The 18283-nt window shown below is 42.4% G+C and carries 19 protein-coding genes; 9 read left to right on the forward strand and 10 right to left on the reverse strand.

The features are described from left to right. Positions 1-96 precede the first annotated feature (96 nt). The 3 genes from V7R55_RS03320 (at position 97) to galU (ending at position 3041) form a co-directional block, all read left to right on the forward strand. Positions 97-984: a glycosyltransferase gene (locus V7R55_RS03320; protein ID WP_334057333.1), complete on the forward strand. Its 888-nt coding sequence runs from the start codon at positions 97-99 to the stop codon at positions 982-984. Continuing rightward, positions 981-1853, forward strand: coding sequence for a glycosyltransferase family 2 protein (locus tag V7R55_RS03325; protein ID WP_334057334.1), 873 nt, complete (start codon positions 981-983; stop codon positions 1851-1853). The genes V7R55_RS03320 and V7R55_RS03325 overlap by 4 nt, the downstream gene beginning before the upstream one ends. A 294-nt stretch (positions 1854-2147) precedes the next feature. After that, positions 2148-3041 carry a UTP--glucose-1-phosphate uridylyltransferase GalU gene (galU, locus tag V7R55_RS03330; protein WP_334057336.1) on the forward strand — a complete coding sequence of 298 codons (894 nt, stop codon included), beginning with the start codon at positions 2148-2150 and terminating at the stop codon, positions 3039-3041. A gap of 145 nt (positions 3042-3186) precedes the next feature. Here the strand turns inward: galU and V7R55_RS03335 are convergent, their stop codons facing one another. The 7 genes from V7R55_RS03335 to queF all read right to left on the reverse strand — a co-directional run bounded on the left by V7R55_RS03335 (position 3187) and on the right by queF (position 11278). Further along, complete coding sequence (locus tag V7R55_RS03335) at positions 3187-3498, reverse strand: ComEA family DNA-binding protein (protein ID WP_334057338.1); 312 nt, start codon at positions 3496-3498, stop codon at positions 3187-3189. Positions 3499-3835: 337 nt separating this feature from the next. Further along, a complete protein-coding gene (locus V7R55_RS03340; RefSeq protein WP_012517475.1) occupies positions 3836-4843 on the reverse strand; it encodes an isocitrate dehydrogenase in 1008 nt (335 codons plus the stop codon). Between the two features lie 390 nt (positions 4844-5233). Further along, positions 5234-6844: a histidine kinase gene (locus V7R55_RS03345; RefSeq protein ID WP_334057340.1), complete on the reverse strand. Its 1611-nt coding sequence runs from the start codon at positions 6842-6844 to the stop codon at positions 5234-5236. An 11-nt stretch (positions 6845-6855) separates the two neighbouring features. Then, positions 6856-7230 carry a DUF3192 domain-containing protein gene (locus V7R55_RS03350; RefSeq protein WP_014948536.1) on the reverse strand — a complete coding sequence of 125 codons (375 nt, stop codon included), beginning with the start codon at positions 7228-7230 and terminating at the stop codon, positions 6856-6858. A gap of 184 nt (positions 7231-7414) precedes the next feature. Continuing rightward, positions 7415-8776, reverse strand: a complete 1362-nt coding sequence (gene ppnN / locus V7R55_RS03355) for a nucleotide 5'-monophosphate nucleosidase PpnN (RefSeq protein ID WP_334057341.1) — start codon at positions 8774-8776, stop codon at positions 7415-7417. Positions 8777-8786: 10 nt separating this feature from the next. Further along, entirely contained in the window at positions 8787-10343 is a 1557-nt protein-coding gene (locus V7R55_RS03360) for a GGDEF domain-containing protein (RefSeq protein WP_334057342.1), read from the reverse strand. A 74-nt stretch (positions 10344-10417) separates the two neighbouring features. Continuing rightward, a complete protein-coding gene (gene queF / locus V7R55_RS03365) occupies positions 10418-11278 on the reverse strand; it encodes an NADPH-dependent 7-cyano-7-deazaguanine reductase QueF (protein ID WP_334057343.1) in 861 nt (286 codons plus the stop codon). A gap of 162 nt (positions 11279-11440) precedes the next feature. Between queF and syd the strand changes: the two genes are divergently transcribed. After that, complete coding sequence (gene syd / locus V7R55_RS03370; RefSeq protein WP_334057344.1) at positions 11441-11983, forward strand: SecY-interacting protein; 543 nt, start codon at positions 11441-11443, stop codon at positions 11981-11983. 61 nt (positions 11984-12044) lie between these two features. Here the strand turns inward: syd and V7R55_RS03375 are convergent, their stop codons facing one another. Then, positions 12045-12356 (reverse strand): hypothetical protein, encoded by a 312-nt coding sequence (locus V7R55_RS03375; RefSeq protein ID WP_334057346.1) that lies wholly within the window; start codon positions 12354-12356, stop codon positions 12045-12047. A 377-nt stretch (positions 12357-12733) separates the two neighbouring features. Between V7R55_RS03375 and V7R55_RS03380 the strand changes: the two genes are divergently transcribed. Then, positions 12734-13099 carry a DUF3192 domain-containing protein gene (locus V7R55_RS03380; RefSeq protein ID WP_179982590.1) on the forward strand — a complete coding sequence of 122 codons (366 nt, stop codon included), beginning with the start codon at positions 12734-12736 and terminating at the stop codon, positions 13097-13099. A gap of 215 nt (positions 13100-13314) precedes the next feature. Next, positions 13315-13962, forward strand: a complete 648-nt coding sequence (locus V7R55_RS03385; RefSeq protein ID WP_334057349.1) for a GNAT family N-acetyltransferase — start codon at positions 13315-13317, stop codon at positions 13960-13962. Positions 13963-14943: 981 nt separating this feature from the next. On the opposite strand, the gene V7R55_RS03390 is transcribed toward V7R55_RS03385, so the two are convergent. Then, positions 14944-15246, reverse strand: coding sequence for a DUF3301 domain-containing protein (locus tag V7R55_RS03390; RefSeq protein ID WP_334057351.1), 303 nt, complete (start codon positions 15244-15246; stop codon positions 14944-14946). Next, entirely contained in the window at positions 15247-16296 is a 1050-nt protein-coding gene (locus V7R55_RS03395) for a DUF3549 family protein (protein ID WP_334057353.1), read from the reverse strand. Between the two features lie 236 nt (positions 16297-16532). Here V7R55_RS03395 and V7R55_RS03400 point away from each other — a divergent pair, with 236 nt between their 5' ends. From V7R55_RS03400 to V7R55_RS03410, 3 genes are all read left to right on the forward strand, one after another. Continuing rightward, the gene (locus V7R55_RS03400; protein ID WP_334057355.1) at positions 16533-16877 is read left to right on the forward strand and encodes a YqcC family protein; all 345 of its coding nucleotides are present in this window, start codon (positions 16533-16535) and stop codon (positions 16875-16877) included. 68 nt (positions 16878-16945) lie between these two features. Continuing rightward, on the forward strand, positions 16946-17725 hold the full coding sequence (gene truC / locus V7R55_RS03405) for a tRNA pseudouridine(65) synthase TruC (protein ID WP_334057962.1): 780 nt from the start codon (positions 16946-16948) through the stop codon (positions 17723-17725). 53 nt (positions 17726-17778) lie between these two features. Then, positions 17779-18228: a flavodoxin gene (locus V7R55_RS03410; RefSeq protein WP_334057357.1), complete on the forward strand. Its 450-nt coding sequence runs from the start codon at positions 17779-17781 to the stop codon at positions 18226-18228. Positions 18229-18283: the final 55 nt, after the last annotated feature.

The following is an 18283-nucleotide window of genomic DNA, read 5'->3' on the forward strand; positions in this document are numbered from 1 at the left end:
CGGGTTTAGAGAAATCTCTGTAACATATCTCCAAAAAAGAAGCGCATAACAGCGCTTTTATTTTCTTCGTTACTCTTTATTGCTGGTAAAAAATTCTTGATAAATCAATTCTCTGTCATTCACAATGAAAATAAAAAAAAGCATGTTGAATCGATTGTCGCCATGGCCGTTTACCAGGCGGACAATGCTAGATGGCTTCAAGAATCGATTAAAAGCATAACAGAGCAAACTTATTCGGATTTTCTTTTCATCATTGTTATTGATGGGCCGGTGCCTAAGCCAATAACTCAAGTCCTTCAAAGCGCAGCCGAGAACGACGATAGAATCGTTCTAGCGCAAAATAGCCATAATATTGGTCTTGCAAGCAGCATGAATTCTGCCATCGATTATGGTTTGCAGTTTAACCCCTCTTATTTTGTGAGAATGGATGCAGACGATATTTCCGAAACTCATCGCTTGTTACGTCAAATTACTTACCTAAATAGGCATAGCAATATATCCGTGCTCGGTTCTGCGCTTACTGAAATTAACGAAAGCGGGAAAAAAGTCGGAGCACGGATAATGCCTGCTTCGCACAAACAAATCACCCGAATACTACCTAGGCGTTGCTCACTTAATCATCCTACGGTGGTGATTCGGTATAGCGTGTTTCATGATGGACATAGGTACAATGGCGACTTACTTAACACGCAAGATTATTTTTTCTGGATTTCGCTAGCCTCACAAGGTTACATCTTTAGAAACTTGAAGGACCGATTATTGAAGTTTAGAAGAGTGAATAACTTCTATAAACGTCGTGGTTTAAGCAAATCTCTTAATGAATTTAAAGCGCGCATCTTTGCGATCACCAAGTTAAAACAGTTTTCACCCTATAACTTTTTTTATGCTTGCGGTGTCTTATCACTGCGCTTAATGCCAGGGAAAGTGGTTAAACTAGCATACAAACTCGACAGGCATTTGTTAGAGAGGTTTGGTAAGCATTGAAAACAGGGATTGTTGTTGTACTTTATAACCCCGATTTTGGGCACCTTGCTAATGTGATTAGTGCTTTTTCGGCGCCTGAATGGGATTTAGTATTAGTTGATAATTCTGCCAATGCTGATGAGCGTCTGAATATATCTAGCTGCACTTACATTCACTGTGAAACGAATGTGGGTATTGCAAAAGCTCAAAATATAGGCTTAAAAAGCCTCTTTGATAAAGGTGTTGAATACACCTTCCTGCTTGATCAGGATAGTCAGTTTACGCCTAGCATTGCTACGGAATTACTGCGCCAGTTTGCTACTTTGGAAAAAGAAACCCCCATCGCCGCTATAGGTCCCTCTATTTACTGTCAATTTTCTGATTGTGTTGATCAGGGTGTGCTTCAAAAAGGTAAGAAAATTTGCGATAGCTTGAAAGAAGTGAAACAAATTATTGCCTCGGGCATGCTTATCTCTCGTCGCGCTTTTGAGAAAGTGGGCGGAAAAGAAGAGGCACTTTTCATTGATGGTGTTGACCATGAGTGGTGCTGGCGAGCCCGAGCAAAAGGGATGGCCATTTATCAGTCGTTAAGTGCTTGTATGCCTCATCGGCAAGGCGACGATAGAGTGAAAGTATGTGGCGTTATGTTCAAACAAGGCGCTCCTATTAGACTCTACTATCAGTTTCGCAATGTGCTTATTCTTGCGCGACGTAGCTACGTTCCGCTTTATTGGAAGCTTCGTCATGTTTGTGCAATACCCGTAAGGTATACTGTCAATCGATTTTGTTTTGGGCAGGGAAAAGCAAGAGGGCAGTATATGCGGCGCGGTCTAAAAGATGGACTTAAGCATCGCAGTGGTCCTATTCAAGTGAATAAAGGGTCTGAATAGCGTCGTTGATTAGCTACAATTAGCTAAACGGCATGTGTGCAAAACGAAAAATATGCTTAGTTTACTTTCACTAAATTAGTGCATTAGATATCATTTGTCCCAAGTTTAGTGCATTAATGCGTGAAGAATAGCCCTAATGCCCAATTTCAACACACAAATGCTCTAAAAGGGTAATTGGAACATCGATTGCATTACTCTTTGTATAATTGTGAACATAGATAAGCTTAAGAAATAATAGACGGCAAGGCGCCGACTTGAGCAAGTAACTAGGATTTTAAAAAAGGATATTAACTTATGAGTCAGGTTAAAAAAGCGGTAATTCCTGTAGCAGGTCTTGGGACAAGAATGCTTCCGGCAACGAAAGCCATCCCTAAAGAGATGTTACCGGTGGTTGATAAGCCACTCATTCAATACGTTGTTAGTGAATGCGTTGCGGCTGGTGTAAAGGAAATTATTCTAGTTACTCACGCTAGTAAGAACAGCATTGAGAACCACTTTGATACTTCATTTGAACTTGAAGCAACCCTTGAAAAGCGTGTAAAACGCCAACTCTTAGAAGAAGTACAGTCAATTTGTCCGAAAGACGTAACCATCATGCACATTCGTCAAGGCGTTGCTAACGGACTAGGTCACGCCGTCTTGTGTGCACGTCCGTTGATTGGCGATGCTCCATTTGCTGTAGTACTTCCTGACGTGATCATTGATGATGCAGCGAGTAACCCGAAAAAAGATAATCTTGCTGACATGGTGGCTAAATTCAATACTAGCCGTGTAAGTCAAGTTATGGTTGAGCAGGTACCAGAAGAAGATATTTCTAAGTTCGGTATTGCTGATCTTGACGGAGCGGCTATTGCCCCGGGTGACTCAGCTAAGATTCACGCAATGGTAGAAAAACCACCGCAAGATGAAGCACCTTCTGATCTAGCTGTAGTGGGTAGATATGTGCTTTCAGAAAAGATTTGGGACCTGCTAGAGTTCACACCTCCAGGTGCAGGTGGCGAAGTTCAACTTACTGACGCCATTGATGCACTGATGAAGCTTGAACAAGTAGATGCTTACTACATGAAAGGTAAGAGCCATGATTGCGGAAGTAAGTTAGGCTACATGAAGGCTAATGTGGAATATGCTTTACGTCACCCTTCTTTAGGCGATGAATTTAAAGAGTACTTAGCGTCTGTAGTGAAATAACGAAGTACTTTGTAAGCTACAACTTTATGCGGTAAAAAAATGCGCCAACATTGGCGCATTTTCTGTTTTTGAAACACTCACTTTCCATGATACTGGGCTAACCATCAAGTAAACGTTTAGAGCCGTTAAGCAAAGGTTGTGTTATTTATTTAACACGCACATGACTTTCTATCTTGCTTAACATTTTTTCACCAATGCCCTTTACTTGGGTCAGTTGCGCGACTTCGAGAAACGGGCCCACTTCCTCACGATACTTAATAATCGCTTTTGCTTTTGACTGACCAACACCTGGCAGAGAAATTAATTGCTCGACAGTCGCTGAGTTTAAGTCGATGCGTTGTTGTTGGTTTGTTGCTTTATTCTGTGTTTGCTTACTACTTTCTACTTCAGCATGAACCATAGGAGCTTGAATAGCTAGCGCTGATAGAACGAGTAAGCCAGAAATTAACTTTTTCATCATCTTTCCTTGTATGTGTTGCTAAATACGCTATCCGTTTTTCGGGTATTACGTTTTAGCTAAATGGGTTTAAAATTATGTACCCAAAGTGCATTCACTTTTTCTAGTCTCAACACTATCGAATCTAACTTGGCATAAAGATTAGAGTCTATTCGATGTAGCGATTAGTAATAAAGCGCGAAGCACTTCTGCGTGTACACACAAGATGATAAAGGCGGGCCGAAAAATCGGTAGTCCAGTTTTAGTACAGTTTTTATTGGTAGAGTGGAGAATAATGCCTAAAAAACGGGCTAGAAAGCCCGTTTTGAAATACTTACATTGCTAACGCACAAAACGCTTATAGACGATCAAGAAGCGCTTGGGTGAATTCTGTTGTACCGGCTTCACCACCTAAGTCGCGAGTGGTACGGTCACCAGATTCAATGACGTCTTTCAATGCTGCGCGGATTTTCTCAGCTTTATCGCCCATGTTTAGGTATTCAAGCATTTGCGCTGCAGCAAGAACTACTGAAGTTGGGTTGGCAAGATTCTTACCCGCAATATCCGGTGCGCTGCCGTGAACAGCTTCAAAAATTGCACAATCTTCGCCGATGTTTGCACCAGGTGCCATACCAAGACCACCTACAAGACCAGCACATAGGTCAGATAGAATGTCACCGAAAAGGTTAGTTGTTACGATAACGTCAAACTGATGAGGATTCATTACAAGTTGCATACAGCAGTTATCAACAATCATCTCAGCAGATTCGATATCAGGATAGCGTTCGCCAACTTCACGGGCAACTTTTAGGAATAGACCTGACGTTGACTTAAGAATGTTCGCTTTATGAACCGCTGTCACCTTTTTACGACCTTCGCGACGAGCTAACTCATAGGCAAAAGTTACGATTTTTTCAGCGCCATCACGGGTGATTTTACTCATAGCTTCAGCTTCGTTGCCGTCTTCTGAAACAACTTGACCTAGACCTGAGTACATACCCTGAGTATTTTCACGTACAGTGATAATATCGATATCTTCATAGCGCGCTTTTGTGCCTTTAAAAGACATTACTGGGCGAAGGTTTGCGTACAGCTTGAACTGTTTGCGAAGACTAACGTTAATAGACGTGAAGCCTTCGCCAACTGGCGTAGTTAAAGGGCCTTTAAGCGCAACTTTATTTTTTGCGATAAGGTCTAGTGTTTCTTGAGGTAGAAGCTCGCCATGTTCTTCCAGTGCAACTAAGCCCGCATCGGCATAGTCATAGGCAAAGTCACAGCCAACCTTATCTAGAATTTTTGTGGTCGCATCGATAATGTCCGGGCCAATGCCGTCACCGCGAATGACTGTAATACGTTGCTGAGTCATGTGGAGGGATCCTCTGGTAATTCTGTTATCAAAATCGTTAGGTTTATTCAATTTTTGGTTTGGCGCGTGAGGTGCCAAGTTCTGCTTGCTTACTTATTATAATTGAAAATGTAGGGAAAAAGGATAAAGCACCGCAAAAGTTGCCGTATTTTATACGATAGCCGGCGCAAGTTATAGCCATTCGTAAAGATTAATTAAGGTGATAGGGCGATAAATCTGTCATTACGCACTGATCCAGCTATTAAATAGTGTTGAAGCAGGCAACAGGAATTAGTTAATAAGTCGCATAGGTAAACTATCACGGGTTTGCTAGAAGGTGGGGCAAAATAGGGTGGGTCCTAATAAAGTATTTTCATTGGTGTGAGTGCGGTTAAAAGTTCGTTTGCGCAACTAAAGAGAAATAGGGCAAAAGAGTAGTTGCCCATTGGACTCAAGTGCTTTGTGCACATCACTGGGTTGCACATTTAGAATGCTCAAGAGCGTTTTTACATTGATATCATGAAGTAACGAATAGATACCTTGGTGAAATAGACAGGCTTTCGCGATAGCAAAGCTTAATACTAAAATCGCCTGTTCTTTTTGAATCGATTTTGGAACCTCGGTACTCGCTTTTCCACACTGATGTATTACGGCACGCCAGGTCGAGCTCTGATGCCAACTCCCAGCAAGCTCGGAGGCTATCGCTAGCCACGGCGTTTCCGACTTCACTTTAAATGCATTGTTGATAGATACGGCTTTGCTAAGGTCTACAGGCAAGGATTTAGATACTTTGAAACCCGGAAGAGTAAATAGCGGCGTGCAGACAAAGGTCATCGTTAACGCTGCCGACTGTGGTGTAAACTTCGAATCTACAATTTGGGCGAAGGAGCTAGAGAGTGAACACGCTAGCAAGGTTATTTGCTTACAGAGTCCCATAAGTGGAAATTGATTTTGCGTCAGGCGCTCTAAAAGAGCGAACTGAATAAGCATGTCGCCTACCCGTTCTATACCGTAGGTTAATACTGCTTGTTTGATACTTTTTACTGGCAGTTGTAGCCTGTTGTCTTGACTCGCTGTGTGCATCAAAAAGTGATTAAAAGAGGGGACTTTTTCAATTTTTTCACACAGCTGTTCAATCTCTACATCTTGCTTTTGCAATTCATCGATAATGTTAATTAGTCCCTTCGGAGGATGTTGAATGGCAAAAGTTGAAGGCAAAAATGGAGTGCCGCCTTGATTTACTCTGGCATTGGCAGTGTCTGTATACAGCGCTATAAAGTGTTCAAAAGGCAATGATAAAGCCACCGGAGCGTGAATAGCTGATAAAGGAAGCCATTTGCCATCTTCGTTGTCCTTGCTGAGCGTGAACACATAACCATGATTTTGCTGGATATCTACTAACGCCCCAGGTACGCCATTGGCATACACCTTTGCCCCAGGAAGTAAGCCCTCAAATAGGGGGATTAGCGGTGCAATATGATGTCGGTGTTGGGCTGGTAGACGATTGGCTATGTGGGTAAACACAATTTGGTAACCCACCTTTTTTGTTCTTGTGGCAAACACACCTGAGAGAAGACAAAGCCTCTGCGCTAAGTTCAGTCGGCTGTCTGATATGTAATTAACGTGCTTTTCAGTCTGCAACGCTTTTTGTAACTTTACCGTGTCTTGCCAAATAGTCAGGTTATGTTTACGTAAAAAGCGAATAACTTCAGCAACTTTATCTCGCGGTGTCTTACCGTTAGATATCCAAAAGGTGGCGAGCAAAGATGCGAGAACGTGCTGCAGATAGTGGTCATTGAACCGACATAGCTTACCAAACAGAGCCAACAGCAAAAGCTGTTGCGTGTCTTTAGGTAACTCGTTATCGAGGTGAAGCGTAGCTGCGGCGAGCGCTGGGTTTGCATTGACTAACGTCAATATCCGTTTTGCGTTTTTTAACCAATGGTTAATACGCTGCTCGACTGATAAATCAGCTTCGCCTATATGAATAAGGCGCTTAAGCATGGAAATGATGTCGGTCACTCCCCATCCTTCTAACTTTTTTGGTAGCTGGAGTAAGCCCCTTCGCCCCATGCTATGAGCTTATCGTTTTCAAACAGTAAAGGCGTACACTCATCTTGTGTAGTCAATCCGTCTGCACGTACATGCTGGGTTCTAAAAAACATTACCTGAATCGCTGTAGCACCTTGTCGTTTAGCTTCTGTGATATCAGGCGAGCCTAGTAAAGCAAGCACCTCTTCTCGTGTACTGCCTAGTTTTAATTTAGTAATTTGAACCCGGTTGTATTCTTCACGGTCTTTCCAATCCATATTTTCAGGTTTATCTGGGTAAAAGGCGATAACCATAAAAACAAACACCGCGTATAACGCGATGCCAGCTAAAATTAGACGAATAACCTTGGTATTCATGACCGTTACTTCTCGTTTTCTGTACTCAAATGTTAGTGAGGGTAATTAGTGTCTCAAAGTATGAGCCTTTGAAAAGGTATACTGATCGACCGCAACATTCTTCCGTTTAATACCACTCCAGGCAAGTGTACCTCAAAATCCCTAGTAAACGTAAGCAAATGCATCTCCTTATAATTTTGCTTGCTTAGTCACTTTTCACGACATAACACGGTTCGTAGGCGCTGCCTGGTAGTTTCATCCTGTGTTGTTTTACAAATGACTCTAATAATGTATCGACTTTTTCCATAAGATTGCTATCGCCGGTAAGCTCGAACTGACCGTGTTTCTTAATTTGTGCGATCCCTTCGGCTTTTACGTTCCCAGCAACAATACCAGAAAATGCTTTTCGTAAATTTGCAGCGAGATTACTTTTGCTTTGATCTAAATGAAGCTGTAGGGCTGCCATACTTTTATGTGTTGGAATAAAAGGCTGTTGGAAGTCTTGTTCAATTTTAAGTGACCAGTTAAAGCTGAAAGCGTCACCCATCGCCCCTCTGAACTTTCTTACTTTTTCAAGATGTTTGCTCATAGTGCGGGCTACTTCTTCAGGATCATTCACGATAATTTGATATTTTGACTGGGCCTCTGCGCCCAACGTGGCTCCTACAAAGGTGTCGATGGCTTCAAAATACTCTTCGCTGCCTGCAGGACCAGTTAATATCACAGGAAATGGTTGTTGCGCATTGCGCTCATTCAATAATATGCCAAGTAAATAAAGCAGCTCTTCAGCCGTTCCTACCCCGCCTGGAAATACAGTAATACCGTGCCCAAGTCTCACGAATGCTTCTAGGCGCTTCTCGATATCTGGCATGATAATAAGTTCGTTTACAATTGCATTAGGCGGCTCGGCGGCAATAATACTGGGTTCAGAAATACCAATATAGCGCCCTGATTTGTGACGTTGCTTGGCATGACCTATCGTCGCCCCTTTCATAGGGCCCTTCATAGCGCCAGGTCCACATCCAGTACAAATATTCATATCGCGCAGGCCTAACTGGTAGCCCACCTCTTTGGTGTACTTATACTCAACCTGATTAATTGAGTGACCGCCCCAGCACACTATCGTATTTACGCTATCGTTACCTTCGAGGGCTTTAGCGTGACGAAGCATATCGAACACCATATCGGTGATTTCGTTCCCCTCAGCGGGTGCGGTTTGATGAAGAAAAGCATACTTGTTGCCCATGTAAAGCAAATCACGGAGTACAGCAAATAAATGCTCATGAACGCCGCGCACCAGCGTTTCGTCTACAAATGCAACGTCCGGCGGATTAACAAGTTCAATTTTTACGCCTCGCTCACGGCGAATCAGCTTTATTTCGAAATTCTCATAAGGAGCAAAAAGCGCCTCAAAGTTATCCTCGTCCACACCGCTGTTTAACACTGCAAGGCTGCAGTTTCTAAACATGGCAAAAAGTTCGCTATTCGTTGCGTCCTGTAGACGAGAGACTTCTACTTGTGATAATTGGCTCATCCAGCCAACGGGGTTAAGCTGCACTTTCTTCATAATTTACATCCTATAAGTCAGTGCTTAAGTCAGTTACAACAAGATTTCGGCCGTTTCGCTTTGCTTTATAGAGGTATTCATCAGCGCGTTCGAAAACTGTTTCGGGGGTGTCTTCTTTGCTAAAGCTGGTGGCACCAAATGATGCGGTGATCTTTACTTTTTCTTGCTTAAATTTAAACGGCATAGCAGCAAGCTTAGTTTTAATTTCATTTAGCTCTTTTGCAATCACTGTCATCGAAGATCCGGGCAGCAACATAACGAATTCTTCTCCGCCCCATCGAGCAATAAAGTCCTTTTCAGAAAGGCTTTGTTTCAAAAACTTACTCACTACTTGAAGGGTTTTGTCACCTGCAGCGTGACCAAATCGATCGTTTATTGATTTGAAGTGGTCGATATCAACGACCGCGACTGCGAGTTCAGTACCATTAGCTTTAAATTCAGTAAAGGCGTTATCCAGTTCCTCGTTATAAGCCTGCCTGTTAGGTAAGCGAGTGAGCGGATCGGTGCGGCTTTGCATCGCCTGTTCAGCCAATTTCTTTTTATAAGCACTCGTTTGTTGTTGCAGTGTATCAATGCGCGATTGCATGGATGATAGCAATGCCATAAGGGCTTCTTGACCCTGTTCGTCGTTGTCTTGTTGTTCAGTTAAGGTCGCTACAAGTTTTTTAACGCGAAGCTGTGTCTGCTCTTTCAGTGATTCTAAAGAGTCACTGTCTGAGACGGTTTCCTCAATGTGACTAATATGGCGTTTAATTTGCTCTGTACCAGCTTTGCGCTGCTCGAACTGAGCTTGGCTACCTTGAATTGTATTGCTTACGTCGTTACTTACTTCATCTAATGAGCGGTGCAGGCTTTGAATCACTTTTCCTGTTAAGCTTGCCTCTGACATGGCGTCTTGCACGATCATGCGCAAAATCACAATGCAACTCTTAAGTAGCTGGTCTTTATCCATACCTTCATCAAGGCGTCGCTTAATATCATTAAGCTTTCGATCGCTCGGTTTTTTTTGAGCATAAGAGGTGATGAGATGATTAAGCTCAACTAAAATAGAACGGTAATGAGGGTTTTCATCTTTAACAGAGCCGGCTGTAGCGTTTTCTTCTTGTTCCGGTTTTGTTTCTGCGGCTTCGTATGGCTCAAGCCTCACCATTTCTTTATTGAGCGCAATGCGGTGAAGAGCAATGGCTTTGGCGTATAGCTTATAAATACTGAAAATGTCGCCTACAGGCTGGTTTAGTTTAATTAACTCTTGTGTAGTAAGGCCCTTTAACTCGTTGTCTTCGAAGACAATTTTTTGCAGCTGTTTCATTGCATCTTCTAGCGTCGAAACGGTGTCAACACTGTATTTTCTTAAGGTGATTTCTTGATGCTGAAGAGATTTATTGAGCTTCTCAATGCTTACAGCGGCAAGGCTAAAATTAGGCGTGCCTGAAAGGTGACCGCGCAGCACTTTAAGTTCTGTATCTATTTTATCGGAAAAGCCCTCATAAAATGCTGAGAGCTTCACGATAAATTGACAAAGAAGCGCGTTATTTTGTTTAAGGGCTTGTAGTTGTTTTGCTTCCATAATCTCGTCTTTGTTCTAAGTCGCAATTACTGTCGCGATTTAGTTAGCTTTTATTAGTGTGCTTCATCGCTGTATTACTGACGCGCCTGACGATGGTTAGCATAAGGTGTTTCGAAATTCGAACGGAAAGGGTTGATGTCTAACCCTCCGCGTCGGGTGTAACGAGCACAAACTGTTAATTTAGCGGGCTTACAATGCTGCATAATATCGCTGTAAATACGCTCAACGCATTGCTCATGAAATTCATTGTGCTGCCTAAAGCTAATCAGATATTTTAAAAGCCCTTCGTGATCAATGGCTTTTCCTTCATACCTAATCTGAATACTAGCCCAATCTGGCTGACTTGTGATTAAACAATTAGATTTAAGTAAATGAGAAACCAAGGTCTCTTTAGTACCGACATTGTTTTCGGTAACTGCTAAATATTGTGTGTTAGGAGAGTATTGCTCGATTTCCACATCAAGGTTATCTAATAAAACTCCCTCGAACTCTTTGAACTGCAATGAAGCAAATTGTTGTGGAAGAATGAGCTTCACCTGAACCTGCTCCCCTGCACACTTGGATAAGTCAGCTTTAAGCACTTTTTGTACGTCTTCCGGTGACGCAAACTTTGATTGATTGAAGCTGTTCAGGTATAGCTTGAACGATTTTGATTCGATGAGGTTTGGAGAAGTAATAGGAACATTGCATTCCAAAATTGCCACATTAGGCTTCCCTTTTTGGTTAAGCCAGGAAAGTTCATATCCCGTCCAAGTGTCTATCCCGTCAAACGGTAATTCAAAACCCGACAGGGATAAAGTATCTCGGCTTAAACTGCGAGGTACCCCTTGCAATAAGCTTGGATTGTATTCGAATTCATAATCAACCTGTTTGCCCAGCGACAGGTCATCAGGTGCGGAGATAATAATTTTTTGAGGCGAATTGTCAGTCGACATAAGAACCTTTCATCTATCTACTCGAAGTACTAACCGGCGTTCTGCGACAGCGTAATTTCATGAGGGTACGTTAGTAACTCGCAGCACAGCCTTAGCAACCCCAGTGTTGACTTAACTGTTTAGTTGTATAGTGTACCCCAAAAATACGAGGGTAACGTCAAAATGGCTCTAACAATTCCTGCACAATTAGATAAATTTGTATCATCTTATGTCGAACAAGCTGAGGGGGAAGGGTTAAAAATCGCATTTGACAGTGAGTGGCGGTCGCCTTGCTATAAAACTAGTGCGAGTGACGGCGAGCTCGTCAGTTGGGCTCCCGTGCTGCAATCTCCTTCACATTCTTTCGATAATGTTGAAGAAGCACTGTCGTTAAAGCTCAATACAGATTTTTGCCAGTTTTTCACTCGTTATTACAGTGACAATTTAAAAGCAATGGCGCCTCAAGGTAACTGTGAATTACTTCAAGTGTTCAACAGCGAAGACTTTGAAAGGCTTCAACAAAATTTAATCGGTCATTTGTTAATGAAGCAAAGGTTAAAACAAGCACCTACGTTGTTTTTTGGATTAACAGACGAAGAAGATTTTATACTAACGATTGTCAATGAAAGCGGTGAAGTTGCATTGGAACAGGTAGGAAGAGAGCCTGCTAAAATACTTGCCCCATCGCTAGCCGTATTTCTAGAGCAACTCACTCCCCGTCCTTGAAACTAGCACCTTTGCATTGCCTATATAAAAACAGTCACTACTTTTTTGCTACCATTAGTGTTCACTGAGCATTCATCATTTTAAGTAGTGCCTGTTTTAATTCAGCGACTTCCCTTTCTAATGTTTCCACACGGGTTTGAAGGCTTTCTGGTCGGTGCGTATTTAATGAAGTACTCTGTGCGGACTGGGCTTCTTTGCCGGTGGCGTCAAGCTGAGGCTTATGTGCATTAAAACGCTTAATAGCCTCAATAGCTTCTGTTACTGACACCTTAAATGGGGCTTTAGATCTTAAAATGCCTACCGTTGGCGTTTTGCCTTCCTGATACATTTGAAGACATAAAACGTGAAGTTGCTGTAAGTTCGAATTTGACATGAGAGTAAAAAGCTTTAAATCGTGAATATAGCCAGTGTAGCTTGTACACGTAGTCAATTTCACTAATAAGTTGCTGATTTCGCTATTTTTTTAAATGTGTAAAAGGCGGGTGTCAAATAAAATCTATATAGATCAAAAGGATATGCTTTTGGTACTATTCTTGTTTACTTAGTTTTGAATCACGTTTGTTCACACCTTAATTGGATAAAACTTACAAAGCGCTGTCTGCATTCAGTGTCGATTCACATAGTAGGCGCAATACTCTGCATGGTTAAAAGTATTGAGATCATTTGCACCTCTGAGGTTTGCAGCTGTAAGGCCTTCAGGCGCTTAATTTAAAAAATAAAAATCAACACACAATATTTTAAGGAATTTACATGAAAACGGTTCTTCTTTCTGTCGCTTTAGCATCTTCTGTTTTGCTTTCTGGCTGTGTCGTATCTGTAGGTGGCGGGTCAGATAGCCACTATGGCGCTGATTGGGAAGATAGAGAGTTTAATAATCGTAAACACATCGCTAATCTTGAGACTGGCACGAGTTATGAGAGTGTTTTGAGAAAAATGGGCGTTGCAGACTTTAACGAACTGTTTGAAAAGCAAGACGGTACATATCGCGTGCTATATTACCGCACGCAAAAAACAATGGGCGATGGTATAACGACTAAAGATGAGTGTACGCCCCTCGTTTTTAGAAATAGCAGCTTAGTAGGTTGGGGCGATAGCGCATACAGCCTAATGCACTAATTTAACGTGTGATTTGGCGGATGTATGTCGAGTAAAAATTTTCGAACAGTTAAATGTTAATTAAAAGTTAACATGAAAGGGGTTTTCGAGTAGGCTAAAGTTTGAACAGTTTGAGTGGGAACGTGAAAGTAAAGCGAGTGCCTTACTACCCACTTTTTCTTATTTTACCGTATTAGGTATAAGTAACTAAACAGCTTTGCTTACAAGGACCCCCTATGAACACCGAAGCCCATAACAACGCGTTAGCCCCCTTGCAAGATACCGTCAAAGCGATTTACCTTTCAGTCGACGATCTCAAAGTTGCTGCATCTATACTTTACAATGCTTATGTGGACGATCCCTTATTTATCGATATTTTTCAGGCGGAAAAAGAAGGTTATGAAAGCCGGCTTCGATCAGCCATTCGCGAGGAACTTAACGCATTTTGGGTAGCAGAACAGCCCATGATTGGTTTATTTGACGAAGATAGATTGATTGCGGTGGCATGCCTTACCGCCCCAGATGCGGCATTTGGTGCAGGGCGTTACTGGCATTGGCGATTGAGAATGCTGCTTACCGCAGGTTTATTCGGCACCAAACAAATGCTGGAAAAAGAAGAGAAAGTAAGAGCGCTAGTACCTGCAGAAAATTTTCATATGCTGAGTTTTATAGCGGTTCATCCTGATTATCAACATCACGGCCTTGGTCATATATTATTAGGTGCCATCGATAGTGTTGTCGAAGAAGATGACAAAAGCGAGGGCGTTTCGGTCTTTGTAACCATAGATAAGCATCGAACGTTTTTTAACGACGATAACTACCAGGTTGTTGGACAACTAAGCCTTTCCCATGTTCAAGGGGACGTTATGTTTAGACAAAAGTGATGCTTTTTTATTCAACATGTTACCCCTATCAGAATATCGCCGAAAACAGTTCCAATCTTTACGCCAGATTTACCACAGCGTTTGTACGACATTTCCTACAAATGCTGTGAGTGATCTTACCTAAATTCTGAAGGAATTATTCATACTAAAGTATATGGCCTTTGTTTTATAAGGCTTTTTTCTTGTTAGCCAAAAGTCGAACAAAAACTTTTCTTAAATCTCTGTAATTCAATATGGCGGTAATAATTGGAAGGGATACTATGAAGATGTCACAAGGAAACACGACGAGTCACGGAGCGAGTCAAAAATTCATTAATGGAATGAATCAGGACAACTCAAGGAAGAGATTCTCACAAGGCTGTGAGTAAAGGGAAAGGACGCAGTAGGGAATTGCAAAACAGGGAAGTGACAAAGGATTGATGGGAACAAACGGATTTCATGGATGGCACGTGTGATAGGAACGTCACAGACAGGACGTAGCATGGATAAGGACAAAGCTAGCAGGGAGCTAGTGGCATGGAGCCAAGGGCAAGGCGGCCTTTAAGGAATTTACAGTTTGCATGGACGAGCAAACCAAGGATGAAAAAAGGACATGCTAAGGGAATAGCAAAGCTGTAGCAGGATGTGCAGCAAACAAAGGACGAAGGAAGGGAAGGTTAGCGGAGTCTGACAAGGACAGCCTCAGGATGAGGAACACTGCATGTAGGATGTGCAGTAACAAAGGAAAAAAGGAAAGGGACCTACGCATGGAAGTGTAGCTCGCACAGGATGTCGCGAGAGTAGATGGAAAGGGGCGTATACGGATTTTAATCGGGAAGATTTTAGTCGCAAAGGATCGCGGAGAAGGATACTCAAAATTCCAGGAAAAAGGGGAGCCGTCAGGCTCCCCTTTTTTTTGGCGGTTTTGGGAAACATATTTTCCAGTTTTCTGAGAATTACTTCTTAGTACTGAAGAGTCTTTAAACCCCTCAGCATAAGTATCTACACCCTATGCGGCGGAACTTCGGTTCGCATAACTCTCACGCCTATCAATTCGACTTCGCCAGTATATCTGTCTTCACCATTACTTGAAAACTCAAAGTGGAATAAGCTGTGCCAGTCCGGTTTACCAAACTTGAATGAGAAGCGAGTTTTGGCCCTCGCCACACTTAATAACTGCAAGCTATGTTTATCGCAATATTGCTTGAGATAAGCGTTTGTTCGTTCTGAAATAGCCCGAATACGCCAAAATTGATAGCCGGTAAAACCAATCGTTAACCATAAGACCAATTCAAGTAACGTCATCTATTTTCTCGCCTGCGCAAACAAGCGCTGAAATGCCTTGCTGAGGACATCCGAGTTGGCATCTGAGTGCAGCAGCGTTAGTACTTGTCTGCGCAATTTCGGAATTTGAACTAAATCAGAAAAGAAACCAGCAAATAAGGCACCCTGGTGACCTTCTTTTTCGTCAACTTTTGCAGCTTGTTCCAAAAAGGCGCTAAGCAATAGCGGTTCCATTTGCTCGAAATGCCGTGCCGCTATAACACTTAAAATATCGAGACGCTGGCATTTTTCTTTCTTCAATAAGGCTATTAACTTACCGTTTATTACCGGGTTAAAGCTTCCTTCTGAAGCCCCTCTAAGCGCCGCTAAATTGATGTCGTCGCCATCATCAATTTTGCTCAAATACATAGCCAACAAGTTATCTGACAAAGAAACGCTCTCGCTTGTCTCCATAAGCGTATTAACAAACACATCTGAGTAAATTGCTACATTGGCTTTAATTGCTTCTTCTAACACATCTCGCTTTCCGTGCCTGCTAAAACCATGTACAAAATCTGCCACGCTTTGCATAGATATTTGTTGCCAATCCACAAGCTGCGGGGCTTGGATATAAGCTTCAACTTTCTGCGCCTCTTCGCTTAAGGGATGGTTCAACGTGCTTTTGACTAGCGCATTAAACTGAGCGAGTTGCGTTTGGTTCGGAACGAAGGAATAAGGGTTGTCGGGCAATTGCTGTGCATTTTCGGAATCTTCTGCAATCGACTTCCCTAATGCATCCACAATAATCTCAAGAAAATGATTTCTAGCAGCAGCAACGACCAAGCCTTGCTCATCAAGCGGCAGCTTTATAAACCAAATATAGTGTTGAGAAGATTCATTTTTGTTCCAAAAAACAATACCGAACCACGCATGTTGCTGACGAGGGTAGGGCGCGTAAGCACTGCCATTTTCTATTTCTAGAAACGTTTGATTATCTGTGGGTTCAATACGTCGACCTAAATCAAAAACATGATATTCAGTGCCTGCGTGTAACAAAAACTCACTGATAGAATTGATACTGTTAGCGCTCATAACTCGTTCCAAAATACTGCTTTATTAAATGTTGCTAGGCCTGTCGACCTTCGATGTTCAGCAAAGATCAACCGCCCTAAGGGTGTGCTTATATTTACTAGATGCCATCAGCAAAACTCTTCAATGGTATCACAGCAGAAGAATTTCAACGATACGACTCGCTGACTTATGTTGTCTTTAAGCCCCTGATATACTGCGCGCTAGAAATTGAAGCATATTCGGGAAGCGGAGAAGTTGTGAATCAAGCGAAAAGTAGCCGTCATTTAGCTTTTATCAAAGCACTTGAACAATTAGAAGCGGTAATGCAACAAGATGGTGTTTGGCCAGATGATGTGCCCAATGAACAAGCGCTTAGAAATGCCGTGGGTAGTGAAGTACCTTTTGCAGCTGACTGTTTTTCTTTTGAAGCTTGGCTGGCTTTTATTTTTATTCCGAAAATGCGCATTTTGTTGGCCCAATCGCACCCTATACCGGCGATGCAAATTACACCCGCAGCAGAAGTATATTTGCCACCCGCGAATCAAAGTACCCTGTCTGCGATAAAAAATATTGACGATATCGCCAGTGGTGACATTGGATGAGTAAGCTAGACCAAGCTTCAGGTTTCCAAAAAAAGGGGCCATTAGATGATACAGTTGAGATGATGGAAATGCAGTCTAGTGAAAAAGCCAATGTTGAAGAACAAGTCAGCGCGAGCTCTCTGCACTTGCCTGTTTTATACCAAGATGAGCATATTATTGCGATAAATAAGCCCCCAGGCCTGCTAGTGCACAGGAGCCCTATAGATAGGCATGAAACTGTATTTGCGGTGCAAACGCTTAGAGACCAAATCGGCAAGCATGTGTTTCCAGCCCACCGCTTAGATAGACCTACATCAGGCGTGTTGGTGTTTAGTTTTAGCTCAGAAATTGCGGCAAAGCTCGGCCAACAAATGATGGATAAGCAGGTGGTTAAGGTATATCACGCTGTGGTTAGAGGCTTCGTCAACCACACCGGCTTTATTGATTATGCCCTTAAGTATCGCTATGACAAAATTGCAGACAAACACAAAAGGCCACAGCAAGCTCCTCAGCCGGCGTCCACCATGTATGAGTCACTCGCAAAGTTTGAAGTGCCCGAACCTGTAGGCAGATACCAAAGTGCTAGGTATTCTTTAGTAAAACTTTCTCCCAGCACTGGGCGTAAGCACCAGCTTCGAAGGCATATGGTGCACATTCGTCACCCCATTATCGGCGATACAACTCACGGCGATGGGAAGCAAAACAAATTCGCTAAACAGCACTTTAATTTTAATAATTTGGCCTTAAGTTGTACTCATATGGGCTTTTCTCATCCTGTTAGCGGTAAGTGGATAACAATTGATGGAGAGATGCACAATGAAATGCAACAATTCGCAAACAGGTTAAAACCGTTTAGCTTGATAAAATAGAAATATTTTCCGCCTGTCGACATGGGCGACGATCATTGTTTTAAGAGGTAAAAATGGCAACATTGAAAATTATTGCGGGTACAGTATACGGTAACGCGCAACACGTAGCTGAGCAGGTGGAAGAAAATTTAGCTGAGCAGGGCGTAGATTGCTCACTCGAAAGCGACCCATCAGTAGCCGATTTTACTGATGCTGACGCACTGTTAATTATTACCTCAACGACAGGTCAGGGCGATGTTCCGCCTAACCTAGAGTTTGTGTTTTCAGATTTAAAAGACGAATCACCTATGCTAACAGGCAAGCCTTTCGCTGTTGCTGCGCTAGGTGATAGTAGCTATGGCGAAAGCTTTTGTGGAGCAGGTAAACAATTCCAAGAATTACTTACTGAACTGCAAGGTAACGCGGTTACTAATATGTTAGAAGTTGATGCTATTGAAACTCTAGAGCCAGAAAAAGATGTGGTGGAGTGGGTTAATACTATCAAGGACAAGCTTTTGCCTTAAGTCTAGAAGGCTTTATGGGTTAAAAATAAAAAGAGGCGCTAATGCGCCTCTTTTT

This window comes from Alteromonas sp. S005, from assembly GCF_036864475.1.
Classification (GTDB): Bacteria; Pseudomonadota; Gammaproteobacteria; order Enterobacterales; family Alteromonadaceae; genus Alteromonas.